The sequence below is a fragment of the Shinella sp. GW821-FHT11G07 genome (assembly GCF_058808115.1).
Map to the genome: position 1 here is coordinate 117,761 of NZ_JBXARJ010000005.1, position 14,220 is coordinate 131,980.

At 64.4% G+C, this 14,220-nt stretch carries 12 protein-coding genes and 1 riboswitch; of the genes, 8 read left to right on the plus strand and 4 right to left on the minus strand.

Features of this window, described 5'->3' with window-relative positions; translation table 11 throughout:
- Nucleotides 1-294: 294 nt before the first annotated feature.
- The 5 genes from AC1RT2_RS11645 to AC1RT2_RS11665 all read left to right on the plus strand — a co-directional run bounded on the left by AC1RT2_RS11645 (nt 295) and on the right by AC1RT2_RS11665 (nt 6,492).
- Nucleotides 295-3,384 (plus strand): helicase-related protein, encoded by a 3,090-nt coding sequence (locus tag AC1RT2_RS11645; RefSeq protein WP_493102004.1) that lies wholly within the window; start codon nt 295-297, stop codon nt 3,382-3,384.
- Between the two features lie 3 nt (nt 3,385-3,387).
- The gene (locus tag AC1RT2_RS11650) at nt 3,388-3,807 is read left to right on the plus strand and encodes an RNA-binding S4 domain-containing protein (protein WP_493102006.1); all 420 of its coding nucleotides are present in this window, start codon (nt 3,388-3,390) and stop codon (nt 3,805-3,807) included.
- Between the two features lie 183 nt (nt 3,808-3,990).
- Entirely contained in the window at nt 3,991-4,329 is a 339-nt protein-coding gene (gene fdxA / locus AC1RT2_RS11655; protein ID WP_069060702.1) for a ferredoxin FdxA, read from the plus strand.
- Nucleotides 4,330-4,800: 471 nt separating this feature from the next.
- On the plus strand, nt 4,801-5,370 hold the full coding sequence (locus AC1RT2_RS11660) for a CarD family transcriptional regulator (protein WP_069060701.1): 570 nt from the start codon (nt 4,801-4,803) through the stop codon (nt 5,368-5,370).
- 261 nt (nt 5,371-5,631) lie between these two features.
- A complete protein-coding gene (locus tag AC1RT2_RS11665) occupies nt 5,632-6,492 on the plus strand; it encodes an RNA polymerase factor sigma-32 (RefSeq protein WP_069060700.1) in 861 nt (286 codons plus the stop codon).
- Nucleotides 6,493-6,570: 78 nt separating this feature from the next.
- Here the strand turns inward: AC1RT2_RS11665 and AC1RT2_RS11670 are convergent, their stop codons facing one another.
- The 4 genes from AC1RT2_RS11670 to thiB form a co-directional block, all read right to left on the minus strand.
- The gene (locus tag AC1RT2_RS11670; RefSeq protein WP_150129981.1) at nt 6,571-8,064 is read right to left on the minus strand and encodes a M48 family metalloprotease; all 1,494 of its coding nucleotides are present in this window, start codon (nt 8,062-8,064) and stop codon (nt 6,571-6,573) included.
- A 226-nt stretch (nt 8,065-8,290) separates the two neighbouring features.
- A complete protein-coding gene (gene thiQ, locus AC1RT2_RS11675) occupies nt 8,291-9,010 on the minus strand; it encodes a thiamine ABC transporter ATP-binding protein (protein ID WP_493102009.1) in 720 nt (239 codons plus the stop codon).
- The gene (gene thiP, locus AC1RT2_RS11680) at nt 9,003-10,622 is read right to left on the minus strand and encodes a thiamine/thiamine pyrophosphate ABC transporter permease (RefSeq protein ID WP_493102360.1); all 1,620 of its coding nucleotides are present in this window, start codon (nt 10,620-10,622) and stop codon (nt 9,003-9,005) included. Before thiP ends, thiQ begins: the two co-directional genes overlap by 8 nt.
- Nucleotides 10,623-10,626: 4 nt before the next feature.
- Nucleotides 10,627-11,634 (minus strand): thiamine ABC transporter substrate binding subunit, encoded by a 1,008-nt coding sequence (gene thiB, locus AC1RT2_RS11685; RefSeq protein WP_493102011.1) that lies wholly within the window; start codon nt 11,632-11,634, stop codon nt 10,627-10,629.
- Nucleotides 11,635-11,673: 39 nt separating this feature from the next.
- A riboswitch (TPP riboswitch) is annotated at nt 11,674-11,786 on the minus strand.
- 177 nt (nt 11,787-11,963) lie between these two features.
- Here thiB and AC1RT2_RS11690 point away from each other — a divergent pair.
- From AC1RT2_RS11690 to AC1RT2_RS11700, 3 genes are all read left to right on the plus strand, one after another.
- Complete coding sequence (locus AC1RT2_RS11690) at nt 11,964-12,140, plus strand: hypothetical protein (RefSeq protein WP_493102013.1); 177 nt, start codon at nt 11,964-11,966, stop codon at nt 12,138-12,140.
- Nucleotides 12,141-12,411: 271 nt separating this feature from the next.
- Nucleotides 12,412-12,696, plus strand: coding sequence for a GIY-YIG nuclease family protein (locus AC1RT2_RS11695; protein WP_493102015.1), 285 nt, complete (start codon nt 12,412-12,414; stop codon nt 12,694-12,696).
- 855 nt (nt 12,697-13,551) lie between these two features.
- Nucleotides 13,552-14,217 (plus strand): thiamine diphosphokinase, encoded by a 666-nt coding sequence (locus AC1RT2_RS11700; protein ID WP_493102017.1) that lies wholly within the window; start codon nt 13,552-13,554, stop codon nt 14,215-14,217.
- Nucleotides 14,218-14,220 lie beyond the last annotated feature (3 nt).

Here is a 14,220-nt window from a genome sequence, read left to right on the forward strand (position 1 = left end):
TGCGTCTCTACGGTCGCCAAAACCAAGCGCCAAATCCATTGATCCGATTCAACATTTCGCCCCCACCGCACCAATCCCGTCCACCCGTTGTGGTGAACAAACCCTGAATCCGCCCGAGTCAGCGATTCGTCGCCGTTTCGTTCCGCTCCCGTTCCATAAGCCGGCAAACGACCCGGAAAAACACGCAGTTTCGCCTCCCCCCTTGCCATCGCGGCCCCCGATGGGCATCTGTTGCCTGCCGGATGCGTCTGGCGAGCGTTGAAACAACCGGTATGTGACTTGTCGCAAGCACCTATGATCTTGAGCGGCCGCGGGGTCACCGCGGTGCTCGGCCCGACGAATACGGGCAAGACCCACTACGCAATCGAGCGCATGGTGGCACATGAGACGGGCATTATCGGCCTGCCTCTGCGCCTCCTGGCGCGCGAGGTCTATACGCGTGTGGTCGAGAAGGTCGGGCAGCACAATGTGGCGCTCGTCACCGGCGAGGAGAAGATCACGCCGCATATGGCGCGCTTTTCGGTCTGCACGGTGGAGGCCATGCCGCGCGAGACGCGCGCCTCTTTCGTCGCCATCGACGAGGTGCAGCTCGCCGGCGATCTCGAGCGCGGCCATATCTTCACCGACCGCGTGCTGCACTTGAGGGGCCGCGACGAGACGCTGCTGCTCGGTGCCGCCACCATGAAGCCGATCCTCGAGCAGCTGCTGCCCGGCATCCATGTCATCGAACGGCCGCGCCTTTCCCAGCTCTTCTATGCCGGCTCGAAGAAGATCACCCGCCTGCCGCAGCGCACCGCCATCGTCGCGTTTTCCGCCGACGAGGTCTATGCGATCGCCGAACTGATCCGCCGCCAGCGCGGCGGGGCGGCGGTGGTGCTCGGCGCGCTGAGCCCGCGCACCCGCAACGCCCAGGTCGCGCTCTATCAGGAAGGCGACGTCGAATATCTCGTCGCCACCGACGCCATCGGCATGGGGCTCAACCTCGACGTCGACCATGTCGCCTTCGCGCAGGACCGGAAATTCGACGGCTACCAGTTCCGCAATCTGAACCCCGCCGAACTCGCCCAGATCGCCGGCCGCGCCGGCCGGCACCTGCGCGACGGCACCTTCGGCATCACGAGCCGCGTCGATCCCTTCGACGACGAGCTGGTCAAGCGCATCGAGACGCACCAGTTCGATCCCGTCAAAGTCTTGCAATGGCGCACCACGCGCTTCGACTATTCGTCGCTCGTGACGCTGCGCAAGTCGCTCGACGCCGCACCACCGATCGCCGGCCTGACGCGAGCGCTGCCGGCCGTCGACCAGCAGGCGCTCGAACATCTTTCGCGCTATCCGGACGTGCGCGACCTCGCGACGACGCCGGAGCGCGTGCAGAAACTGTGGGAGGCCTGCGCGCTTCCCGACTACCGCCGCATCACCCCCGCCCAGCACGCCGACCTGATTTCGACGCTCTATGCGGACCTCGTAAAGCGCGGTACGGTTAACGAAGATTTCATGGCGGATCAGGTCCGGCGGGCCGACAGAACCGACGGTGAAATCGACACGCTTTCGGCGCGAATCGCGCAGATACGGACGTGGACCTATGTGTCGAATCGGCCCGGATGGCTTGCCGATCCGACACACTGGCAGGAAAAGACGCGGGAAATCGAAGACCGATTGTCCGATGCGCTACATGAACGGTTGACGAAACGCTTTGTTGATCGCAGGACATCTGTGCTCATGAAGCGCCTGAGAGAGAATGCGATGTTGGAAGCTGAAATCAGTGTGAATGGCGATGTCTTCGTAGAAGGACATCATGTCGGGCAGTTGGCCGGTTTCCGGTTCACGCTCGTCTCCGGAACGGAAGGACCCGATGCGAAGGCCGTACAGGCTGCCGCGCATAAGGCGCTTGCGCTGGAGTTCGAGGCTCGTGCCGCGCGCCTGCATGCCGCTGGCAATGCCGACCTCGCGCTCGGTTCCGATGGCACGGTGCGCTGGCTCGGCGATCCCGTCGCGCGCCTCGCGCCCTCCGACCATATCATGCGTCCGCGCGTCATCCTGCTCTCCGACGAGCAGTTGACCGGCAATGCGCGCGACCACGTCGCCGCCCGCATCGAGCGCTACGTCAACCATCACATCGCGACCGTGCTGAAGCCGCTCGACGATCTTTCGCGCGCGGAAGACCTTCAGGGCCTCGCCAAGGGTCTCGCCTTCCAGCTCGTCGAAAATCTCGGCGTGCTGTTCCGCCGCGACGTTGCGGATGATGTGAAAGCGCTCGACCAGGATGCCCGCGCCTCCATGCGCAAGCACGGCATCCGCTTCGGCGCCTACCACATCTTCATGCCGGCCCTCCTGAAGCCGGCGCCGGCCGAACTCATCACCCTGCTCTGGGCACTGAAGAACGACGGCATCGACAAGCCGGGTTACGGCGACCTCATTCCGGTGCTGGCCGCCGGCCGCACCTCTGTTGTCACCGATCCGACCTATGAGCGCGCCTTCTACAAGCTCGCCGGCTTCCGCTTCCTCGGCAAGCGCGCCGTGCGCATCGACATTCTCGAGCGCCTCGCCGATCTCATCCGCCCGCTGCTGCAGTGGAAGCCGGGCACGCCGCGTCCGGAAGGCGCCTATGACGGCCGCCGCTTCACGGCGACGACCGCCATGCTGTCCATCCTGGGTGCGACGCCGGACGATATGGAAGAGATCCTGAAGGGTCTCGGCTATCGTGCCGACAGCGTGAAGCCCGAGGAGGCCGCCGCCTTCCTCGCCGCGCAGGCACCCGCAGCCGTTGCTGCCGCCGAACCGGCAGATGCGACCGCCGAAACGGCTGAAGCAACCAGCGAGACGGCTGAAGCAACCAGCGAGACGACGGACGAACATGACGCCGACGCGTCGGATGCCGACAGCGAGGCGCCGGCTGCAGCCGCGACGGCCGAGCAGGCGCCGGCTGCCGAGCCAGAAGCCGCCGTAGAAACGCCCGTCGCAGCAGACGCTGCCGCCGAAGGCGAACCGGTCGAAGTCAAGCCGGTTCTGCTCTGGCGTCCGGGCTCGCGTCACGACAACAACCAGCGCCAGGGCAATCGCCATGGCGGCGAGCGTCAGGGTGATCGCAACAACGGCGAACGCCAGGGCCAGGGCGAACGCCGCGGCGGCGATCGCAATCGCAACCAGCCGACCGGTGAGCGGGGCGACCGTCGCGACGGCGGCCGTGGCCGTCCGGACCAGAACAAGGGCCGCGACGGAAAGCCGCAGGGGGGCAACCGCCCGGATCGCGGCGAACGCAACGATCGCGCGGCCAAGCCGCAGCAGGCGAAATTCGAGGCTCGGCCACCCCGCAAGGAAAAGCCGATCGATCCGGATTCACCCTTCGCCAAGCTGGCAGCGCTCAAGGAGCAGATGAAGAAGTAAGCGATGGCGCAACACGAAGAACAGCCGGCAGGTCAGGCGCGACAGCGCATCGACAAGTGGCTGTTCTTCGCGCGCCTGCGCAAGTCGCGCTCGCTGGCCGCGAAATCCGTCGAGGCCGGCGATGTCAGCGTCAACGGCGTCAAGGTCCGCCAGCCGTCCCATGCCCTGCGTCCCGGCGATGTCGTCGCGCTTTCGCTCGACCGGCACGACATGATCGTCAAGGTGCTTCTGCCCGGCGAACGCCGCGGCCCGTATGAGGAAGCCCGCCACCTCTACAGCGACATGACGCCGCCCCCGCCGCCGCGCGAGGAACGCTCGCTCTACGACCAGGCAACGCGCGAGCGCGGCGCCGGCCGCCCGACCAAGCGGGAACGCCGGGAAACCGACCGCCTGCATGGTTTTTCCGGCAAAGACGAGGATTAGAATTCTATACCTCGCATGCGCCCGGCGACGCATGTATTACGCTTGCAAAGCGCCCCCAAAGCCTTTACCTCAGCCTCCGGACCGCCTGCGCGTGCGCGGCATTCCCGTCCGGCAGGCCGATCGCGTGACAGGTTCTGCGGTGGCGGACGGCTCCGCCGCCTTATGACTACTCTGGAGTGACTCATGACGTATGTCGTGACCGACAACTGCATCCGCTGCAAATACATGGACTGCGTCGAAGTCTGCCCTGTCGACTGCTTCTACGAGGGTGAGAATTTTCTCGTCATCCATCCCGACGAGTGCATCGACTGCGGCGTCTGCGAGCCCGAATGTCCTGCGGAAGCGATCAAGCCGGACACCGAACCGGGCCTCGACAAGTGGCTGAAGATCAATACCGAGTTCGCCTCGATCTGGCCGAACGTCACGGTCAAGCGCGATGCCATGCCGGAAGCCAAGGAAATGGACGGCGTCGAGGGCAAGTACGAGCAGTTCTTCTCGCCGAACCCCGGCCAGGGCGACTGAGACATCCGGTCGCCGGAACGCATTTGCCTGCCGCCCACACAGTGCGGGAAAACAACAGGTTGGCGCGGTAGCGCATCGGACGCCGACCTTCAAAACCTCACCGGCCCGCGCAAGCCGCCGAGTGAACCTGGGGAAAAAAGCATGCTCCCGCGAAAAAGCGATAGGGCAGGCTTGATGACCCATGCGAAGCAAATTATTGATTTCGGCACTTTTTTGTGGTAGGGTCTGAATACTGATCCACATCGCGGCATTTCGCATGCCCGAACACCACCACGAAAGCAAACGATCCCTCAACGTCGCTCACCTCCCATAGGCAACCTCGGTTGCTCACATGTGATCGCGTCGCTAGGGGACCTTTTTGCGTCGGCGGACGGACCAGAATGGTGACACCCCCCAGGGTGCCCCCGTCTTTCCCGGGTCCCCGGACCCACCCGGCATCGCCGGGAGCGTAACAGGGAGTATTTGAACAGAATGACGACCCAGCAGAAGAAATCTTCCACGCGCCATGGCTTCAAGACCGGTGAATCGATCGTTTATCCCGCTCACGGCGTCGGTCAGATCGTCGCCATCGACGAGCAGGAAGTCGCCGGCATGAAGCTTGAGCTTTTTGTCATCGATTTCGAAAAGGACAAGATGCGTCTCAAGGTGCCGGTTGCCAAGGCCGTTTCCATCGGCATGCGCAAGCTGTCGGAGACCGATTTCGTCGAACGCGCTCTGAAGGTTGTCCAGGGCAAGGCCCGTGTGAAGCGCACCATGTGGTCGCGCCGCGCGCAGGAATATGATGCCAAGATCAATTCCGGCGACCTGATCTCGATCGCCGAGGTGGTTCGCGATCTGTACCGTGCCGAAAACCAGCCGGAACAGTCCTATTCCGAGCGTCAGCTCTATGAAGCCGCCCTCGACCGCATGGCTCGCGAAATCGCAGCCGTCAACAAGATGTCGGAAACCGAAGCCGTTCGTCTCGTCGAGACCAACCTGAGCAAGGGTCCGAAGCGCGGCAAGGCCATCGAAGAAGACGACTCCCAGGACGAAGCGGCCTGATCTAGGGCGCGCCTTCCAAATTTAAAGCCCGGCTGGCAACAGCCGGGCTTTTTCTTTGGAACTTTTCTGCCGCAGAGCCGTTTGCAACCCCGAGGACGACCGGCTTCGGGCGGCCGCGGCGTGAGGTCATCACTTTTTTTCCCGGAATCGGTGTTTCGGGCGAACCGTCGGTCTTTCTGAAACGTCATCATCAAGCAGGGTGCAAGGCGAATGCCTGAAACGGGCGTCCTTGCATCGGTTCGGTTCACGTGGAGAGACCCCATGGCTACGACGACCGCAGACCGCCGCATGATCAAGCTTGCAATGTCGGCTCCCTATCTCGAGCGGGAGGAAGAGCAGGCCCTCGCCCACGCCTGGAAGGACAACAAGGATCAGGAAGCCCGCAACCGCATCGCCATGGCGCATATGCGGCTTGTCGTTTCGATGGCCGGCAAGTTCCGCAACTTCGGCCTTCCGCTCGGCGATCTCGTTCAGGAAGGCTATATCGGCCTCTTGGAAGCCGCCGCCCGCTTCGAGCCGGAGCGCCAGGTGCGCTTCTCCACCTATGCCAGCTGGTGGATCCGCGCCTCGATCCAGGATTATGTGCTGCGCAACTGGTCCATCGTGCGCGGCGGCACAAGCTCCGCCCAGAAGGCGCTGTTCTTCAATCTGCGGCGCCTGCGCGCCCGCCTCGCGCGCGGCGACACCTATCTGACGGCGGAAGCCATGCACCAGGAGATCGCCGCAGCCCTCGGCGTCAGCACGGCCGACGTGCGCACCATGGATGCCCGCCTCTCCTCCTCCGACCTGTCGCTTCAGGCGCCGATTTCCTCGGCCGAGGGCGAAAGCTCCAGCCGCCTCGACTTCCTGACCAGCGACGCCCCCCTGCCGGACGAACAGGCCGAAGGCAGCATCGACGGCGAACGGCGTCACCATTGGCTGCACGCAGCACTCGGCCAGCTGAACGAGCGCGAGATGAAGATCATCCGCGCCCGCCGCCTTGCGGAAAACGGCGCGACGCTCGAAGAACTCGGCGTTCTTCTCGGCATTTCCAAGGAGCGGGTCCGCCAGATCGAGAACCGCGCGCTGGAAAAGCTGAAAGCGGTGCTGGTGAGCAAGACGACGGATTTCGCCTACGCATGAGACGCCATGCCGGCGGATCCCCGGGTCAAACCCGGGGATCCATGCTCTCGGCGCGCCTCAAACGAGGCGCCTCTCAAATCACTCGCTGATGATCTTGAACTTTTCGCCCGGCCGCACCGTGCTGGTCGCCGTCATCGCGTTGATCAGCCGGAAAAGATCGACCTTCCTGTCCGTGCCCATCATGCGTGCGGCAAGCGATCCCACGGTATCCCCGGCGCGCGCCGCAATGACTCGGATACGCAATGGCTTCAGCGAGGCGACTTCGGCCGGCGTCAGCTTGCGGAACGATCCCTTGAGGGTCGCAGCCGTCGGTTCCAGCGCCTTCGATCCCGCCGGCACCGCCGTCAGGAAGCGGTAGATCTGCTTGTCGATGCGCACGACCGTGACGTCGAACTCCCAGCGGTCGGCCGCCGCCTTGGCGGTGGCACCCTCCAGCCCGTTGATCATGATGGGCTGGATCGTCTCGGGCCGGAGGCCTGTCACCCAGCCGCTCGAAATATAGTTGACCAGGTCCTGTCCGCGGCTGTCGGCCACGCCGTCGAAGCGGATCGCCACGTCGCCGGGACCCGTCGCCAGAACCGCCTCGGCCTTGTTGTCGATCTGGAAGCCGACCGGCACGTCGAAGCGGATGCCGAGCTTGCCGTGCAGGAAGGTCTGGCCGCGCACATAGCCTTCTTCCGGCGCATCGCCGTAGAGCAGACCGTCGATGCCGGCGAGGTAATAATCGCGGCCACGGTCGCCCACCGTGCCTTCCGCCCCGAAGGCCCGCGCATGCAGCCGCGCCAGTTCCACGCGCTGCGGCGCGTTCGGATGGCTCGACAGGAAGTCGAGGCTCTGGTCGGAATCGGGGTCGACCGCCGTGAAGCGGGCATAGGCTGCCATGGAATCGAGGAAACGCGCCGCCGCATACGGGTCGTAACCCGCCTCACCCAGCATGCGCACACCGATGACGTCGGCCTGGAGTTCCTGGTTGCGCGAGAAGGCGGCGAGGCGCATTTTCCCGCGCGCCAGCGCCTGCTTGCCGGCAATGTTGCTGGAGAGCACTTCCGCCACCACGCGGCTCGCGATGACTTCCGCCTCTTCCTTCTTCTGCCGTTCAATGCCGTGATTGGCGGTGACGTGCGCCATTTCGTGCGACAGCACGGCCGCCACTTCCGATGCATCATTGGCAAGCGCCAGCAGGCCGCGCGTCACGTAGAGATAACCGCCCGGCAGCGCAAAGGCGTTGATCGCCGGTGAATTCAGGATGGTGATGCGATAGGACTGGTTCGGGTTTTCCGAAACGAGCGTCAGCGCGCCGGCAATGCGCGCGACAAGCCGCTCGGTCTTGGCGTCCTTGTACTCGCCGCCATAGCTCGCAACGATGCGCGGATGCTCGCGTGCACCCATCTGGGCGCGCGGATCGTTCTTCTGCACCTCGTCGACGATCTGCGGATTGGACGATGGCGAGATCGTCGGCTCGTAGGTCTGCTCGATGATCGACTGGCAGCCGGAAAGCAGCATGCCGGCAAGCAGCAGCCCCGCGATGGGTCTGAAAACCCCGCGTCCGGATACCACTGCAGTGTCCTGCATTGCTTTCGCCATTTCTCTTGCCCACAGCCATGACGGAGCCCTCGCCCGAACAGCAACCCTGCGGTGCAGCTCGAACGCGGATCCTCGCGTCCTCGAATAGAGGAGATAGACGCACCATACCCGGCCGGCAACCTCCGATTCGACAAACGCTTCCCTTGTGGCTCCGGTGACACAGGGGGGCGACCAAATTGTGGCACCGGTTGAGAGCGAAAACCCGCCCTTTCCGCTAAATCGCGGAATGACCGAGGAATTTTGCAACCCCTGGCGGTTCCCGCCGCGATAGGAAGTCGCGCGCCGCCTCGTCGAGCACGATCGCACCGTCCTCGAGAAACAGCACCCGGTCGGCCAGCCGGCGGATATCGTCCGGCTGGTGGGTGATGAACAGCATCGTGCTCTTCGTCTCGGCACGCAGCTCCAGAAGCAGTTTTGCCATGTCGGCCCGCATGGCCGGATCGAGTGCTGCAAACGGCTCGTCGAGCAACAGGATCGGCCGGCGCCGCACCAGCGCGCGGGCGAGCGCCACACGCTGCCGCTCGCCGCCGGAGAGCGAGCCGGGCAGGCGTCGCTCGAAACCGCCAAGGCCGACCCGCGAAAGCGCCGAGAAAACGCTCTGCCGCGCCGCCGTATCGAGCCGCAGCCCCGGATCGATGCCGAGCCCGACATTGTCGGCAATCGTTAGATGCGTGAAGAGATTGTTGTCCTGGAAGATGACCGAGACGGGCCGCTCCGCCGGTTCGCGCGCCGCCATGTCCTCACCGAGAAGCGACACCGTCCCCGCCGCCGGCGTCTGGAAACCGGCGATCACGTTGAACAGTGTCGATTTCCCCGCCCCCGATGGCCCCGCCACGGCAACCGCCTCGCCCACGGTGATGGCGCAATCGAAGGCCAGCCGTTTCTCATCGAAGCGCACAGTGACATCGGTCAGGCGAACGGCAATATCAGGCATCGCTGGAGGGTCTTTCCGTTGGACGCTCCGCCGCCGTCGAGGGCAGCGTCAGAGCCAGGCATATCAGGCCGAGGATCAGCGCGATGCCCGCCGCATCCGCCGTGCGATAGCTCGCCATGCGCGAGAACAGCAGCCAGGGCAGCGTGACAAAACCCTCGGCACCGAAGATGGCGACGGCCCCGAGATCGCCGAGCGACAGCGCCATGGCAAAGGCAAAGGCCGTCAGGAACGGTTTCTTAAGTGCCGGCCAGTCGATCCATAGCAGACGATGCATCCCCGTGACGCCGAGGCTGAGCGCCAGCCGTGCCGTGCGGGCAAGATGCGTGCGATAGGCCGGCTCCAGCACGCGCACCACGAAGGGCAGCGCCATCAGCGCATTGATGACGGTGATGACGGCAGGCGCGAACCGCCCCGTCTCGCCGAACAGCCGCAGCACCAGAAACCACCCGGTCGCGACGACGACCGGCGGCACGAGCAGGATGAGTGAACCGACCGCCGGCAGCGCGCGGCCCATCGCCCGCGTCGCGGCACCCGCGTCACCCGCCTCCGCAAGCCGCGGCACGAGCACGACCGGCAAGGCGATCGCGAGGCTGAGGCTCGCGGAAGCAAAGGAGATCGCAAGGCTCGTGAGCAGCGCCCGATGCAGCAGCGGATCGAGCGCCAGCCGCCCGAAATCCGCAGCCAGCCCCGCCGCAAGGGTCGCGGCGAGCGGCGCGGCGGTGAACAGCGTGAAGACGAGGATGACGACCCCATCGGCAAGGCGCCGCCGGCGCCCGTCGAAACGACGGATGGCGCGGCCGGCCGTAGCGCCTTCCTCCGGGGGACGGGCGAACAGCGACAGGAGCCAGAGCAGCGCCGCCGTCACGGCGATCTGCAGGAAGGCCAGAAGCACGGCGCGCTGCGGATCGAAATCGAAGCGCAGCGCCTGATAGATCGCCACCTCGATCGTCGTCGCCGCCGGCCCGCCGCCGAGCGTCAGCACGATGGTGAAACTCGTCGCGCAAAGCATGAAGACGAGCCCGGCAATGCCCGGCAGGACGCGCCGGATCACCGGCCATTCGATCAGCCGGAAGACAGCACCGCCGCCCATGCCGAGATTGGCCGACGACAGCCAGTATTCCGGCGGAATGCGGTCAAGCGCCGCCAGCAGGAAGCGGGCGGCGAGCGGCAGGTTGAAGAAGACATGGGCAATCAGGATGCCGGCGAGCCCGTAGACGCTGACCGGGTTCTGCAAACCGCCGAGCCGCAGCAGATCGTTGACCACACCCTGCCGCCCCCAGACCTCGATAATGCCAAGCGCAGCCACCAGCGCCGGCAGCCCGAGCGGCACGACGGAGAGGCGGATGATCCACACCCGCCCCTGAAAATCCCGTTGTCGCGCCAGCGCGCGGGCGACGGGAATGGCAAGCAGGAGGGAAAGCCCGGTCGAAAGTGTCGCCTGCATCAGGGTAAACTGCGCCACGCGCCAGATATAGGCGTCGAACAGCGGCGCATCGCCGCCGCCGGCATGCGCCAGCAGCATCACCGTCGCCACGCCGACGAAAGCAAGCACGCCGCCGAGGGCAAGGCCCCCGGCGACGCGCAATGTCTTTCGTTCAGCGCGTGCGAAGATCACGTTACTTGGCGCTCATCGCGGCCAGCCATTCGTCGATCCAGGCCTTGCGGTTCGCCGCCACCTCGTCCGATGCCATCAGGAAGGTCTTTTCCGGCTTGACCAGCGCGTCGAAGGCGGCCGGCAGCGGATCCTTCGTCTTGGCGGCCGGCATCATCCAGTTGGTTTCCGGGATGATCGACTGGAAGTCAGGTCCGGTCATGAAGGTCAGGAACTGCTTTGCCAGGTCCTTGTCGTCGGAGGTGCGCGTCAGGCCGGCCACCTCGATCTGCACATAATGCCCTTCGGAGAAGGCGGCCGCCTTGTAGCGCTCCGACTTTTCCGCGATCACATGGTAGGCCGGCGAGGTTGTGTAGGACAGCACCATCGGTGCCTCGCCCTTGGTGAACAGGCCGTATGCTTCCGACCAGCCGGGGGTCACCGTCAAGACGCGGTTCTTGAACGTGCCCCACGCCTCGCCCGCCTTGTCGCCATAGACCGACTTCACCCAGAGCAGCAGGCCGAGCCCCGGCGTCGAGGTGCGCGGGTCCTCGATGACGATCTTCTGCGACGGATCGCCCTCGACCAGCTCCTTCAGGCTCGTCGGTGGATTTTTCACCGTTTCGGTGTCGTAGATGACGGCGAAATGGCCGTAGTCATAGGGCAGGAACGTATCGTCGGAAAAACCGCCCGGCACCGTCAGCCCCTCGGGCGTCAGGCCGTGCGCCTCGAAAAGCCCGGTCGCCTTCGCCTCGGTAATAAGGTTGGTGTCGAGGCCGAGCACCACGTCGGCCTTCGTGCCCTCGCCTTCCAGCTTCAGGCGCGTCAACAGTTCGACGCCATCGGCGACGCCGACCCATTCGACCGTGCAGCCGCAGGTCTTTTCGAAGACTTCCTTGACCTTCGGGCCGGGGCCCCATTCGGAAACGAAGCTTTCATAGGTGTAGATCGTTAGCGTCTTGTCCTGCGCGAAGGCGGGAAAAGCGATGGAAACGGCAAGTGCCGCAATCGAGGACAATACAATCTTGCGCATCCGCGCCTCCTAGTCTGTTCACAAACGGGAATAGGGCGCTGGAATGTGCCGTCTAATCCCTCCGCCGGTACGAGCCGGATCAGGTTCTTCGGGTTGGCGAAACCGCCTCTCAGCCCATGGATCGAAACCCACAAGCACCCCGTTAGAGCAGGAAAAGGCATAATCCCGCTTGTGACAGTACGCAAGAGTTTTGCGGGCAAGCGTCGTCCGGGTGACGCAAAACGGCACGGTCGCACCCTGTTCCATGCGGAACAGCGCGGTGCGAGGCGATGTGGGAAAGTCCAATCACCGGATGAGAGAGGCTCATCCCCGAGATCAGGAGAAACCCCATGCGCAAGATCATCCTTTCCGCCGCCATCGCCTTCGTCGCCGCGGTTTCCTTCGCCGCCCCCTCGCAGGCCGGCTACTACAGCTACGGCCACAAGCCGCACTGCTTCATCAAGAAAGTGAAGTCCTACGACTACTACGGCAACGTCATCATCAAGAAGATCAAGGTCTGCAAATAAACCGACCACCCCCTGACCTCCCCGAAAACCCGGATGTCCCTGCATCCGGGTTTTTTGCTGTTTGGGTGTGCCGTGCGGCATGGATCCTCGGGTCAAGCCCGAGGATGACAGCGGGAGAGAGAGAGAGAGAGACGCGGGCTCATCGAACGGTGCAACACGCGGGAGCACACAACAGTGCGGCACGCACCACCGCTTCTTGCTGCCACACTCCTCTCTCCTTTCGTCATCCTCGGGCTTGACCCGAGGATCCACAATCTCCCACATTTCCCGCATGGCGGGATACGTCTACATCACCACCAACCAGAAGCGCGGCACGCTCTACATCGGCGTGACGTCCGATCTGGAGCGACGCATTCACGAACATCGGGAAGGCCTGACAGCGGGCTTCACCTTGACATATGGCTGCTCTCGCCTCGTCTGGTACGAGGAGCATGACAGCATCGGAACGGCCATTCAGCGGGAAAAATCATTGAAGCGATGGTATCGGCAGTGGAAGATCGAGCTGATCGAGGCGATGAATCCGGACTGGCAGGATTTGTATCTGGATCTGTGGTGAACGCCGTGCAGCATGGATCCTCGGGCCAAGCCCGAGGATGACGGCGGGGAGGAGAGATTGCAGGGCGATCAAACGGAACGGTAGAAGATGCAGCATCCAGGTAAGGCATCAAGGTGCGGCATATACAGCCGTTTCCGGGGCCGCCGCGTCCTCTTCTTTCGTCATCCTCGGGCTTGACCCGAGGATCCGCGCCACACGGCACGACCTCACATCATCCCCACTTCCGCTTCACATTTTCCCCACCCTCGGAATCCATGCCTACAATCCTGCCATCCCGCCGAAGGATACGCTGCCAGGCGTGGCAGTCAGGCGGGATCGGCGCTTTCGGTGCGGGAAGGACGTGAACCTTCACCGGAAGGGCCTGCGGAAAATGGTCTCCCTCCGGCGATCCGGGGGAAACGGCGGGGCGCCGGGCCGGGCCTGCCGTTTCTCCTGATAAATTCGCCGGGCGTGCCTGTGGGGCACACAAAGGGATCGGGTTTGGCGCCGGGTGACGCCCGCGGGGGTTTACCCCGGTTCGTCCGGCGCGATGGAAGACGGTGCCGACCGGCAGCCATGGCTGCGGTGCCGTAAGTCTGAGGGCGTGCATGGTGCTTTCCCAGCGGAAAGGCACGCCACTGTTCCCATAGACCCCTCCTCCCAGAGAGACCGAGTCGCAGGCAAAAACCGCTGAACGGGGCGCTGCAAGGTGCCACATACCTAACTCTAACGCGGCAGCTTCCAGCGCCCCGTCCGATACCCTCTCACAAAACCACGGGCGGAAACGCCGCGTGGATATGCCTGCTGGCTCGGAAGAGCCGGGCAAAACGCCAAAATCTTTCCCTTTCCCGGAAACATGCGCTAAGGGCATCAGCCATGACCTTGCCGGCACCGACAGACCAGACCTTCGTCGTCCTCCTCGGAGGCGCGCTCCAGCCGACGCCGCGCCTTGCGGCGGACGTTGCGGGTGCGCGTGTCGTGGCGGCCGATGGTGGCATGCGGCATGCGAAAACCCTTGGCGTCACGCCGGAAATCTGGGTCGGCGATTTCGATTCCACGCCGCCGGAACTGCTGGCCACCTGGCCGGACATCGAGCGCCAGCCCTATCCCGTCGCCAAGAACGAAACCGACGGCGCCATCGCCGTCTCGGTCGCCACCGAGCGCGGCGCAAAAAACATCGTGCTGGCCGGCGCACTCGGCGGCGAACGCAGCGACCATGCCCTGATGCACCTCCTGCACGCCGTCTCGCTGGAAGAGCAGGGTTTTGCCATCAAGCTCACCTCCGGTGAGGAAGAGGCCTGGCCGCTCTTGGCCGGCAACCGCGAGATCGACCTGCCGAAGGGCAGCCTGTTTTCCGTGCTCGGCCTCTCGCCGCTTGCCGGCCTCGATATCGGCAACGTGCGCTATCCGCTGACGAATTTCTCGCTGCCCTTCGGGGCATCCCGCACCATCTCCAATGTCGCGGAAGGCGCAATCCGTCTTTCGCTCGCCTCCGGCCGCGCGATCCTGATCGCCCGGCCCTATGACCTTTCAGGAGCCTGACCC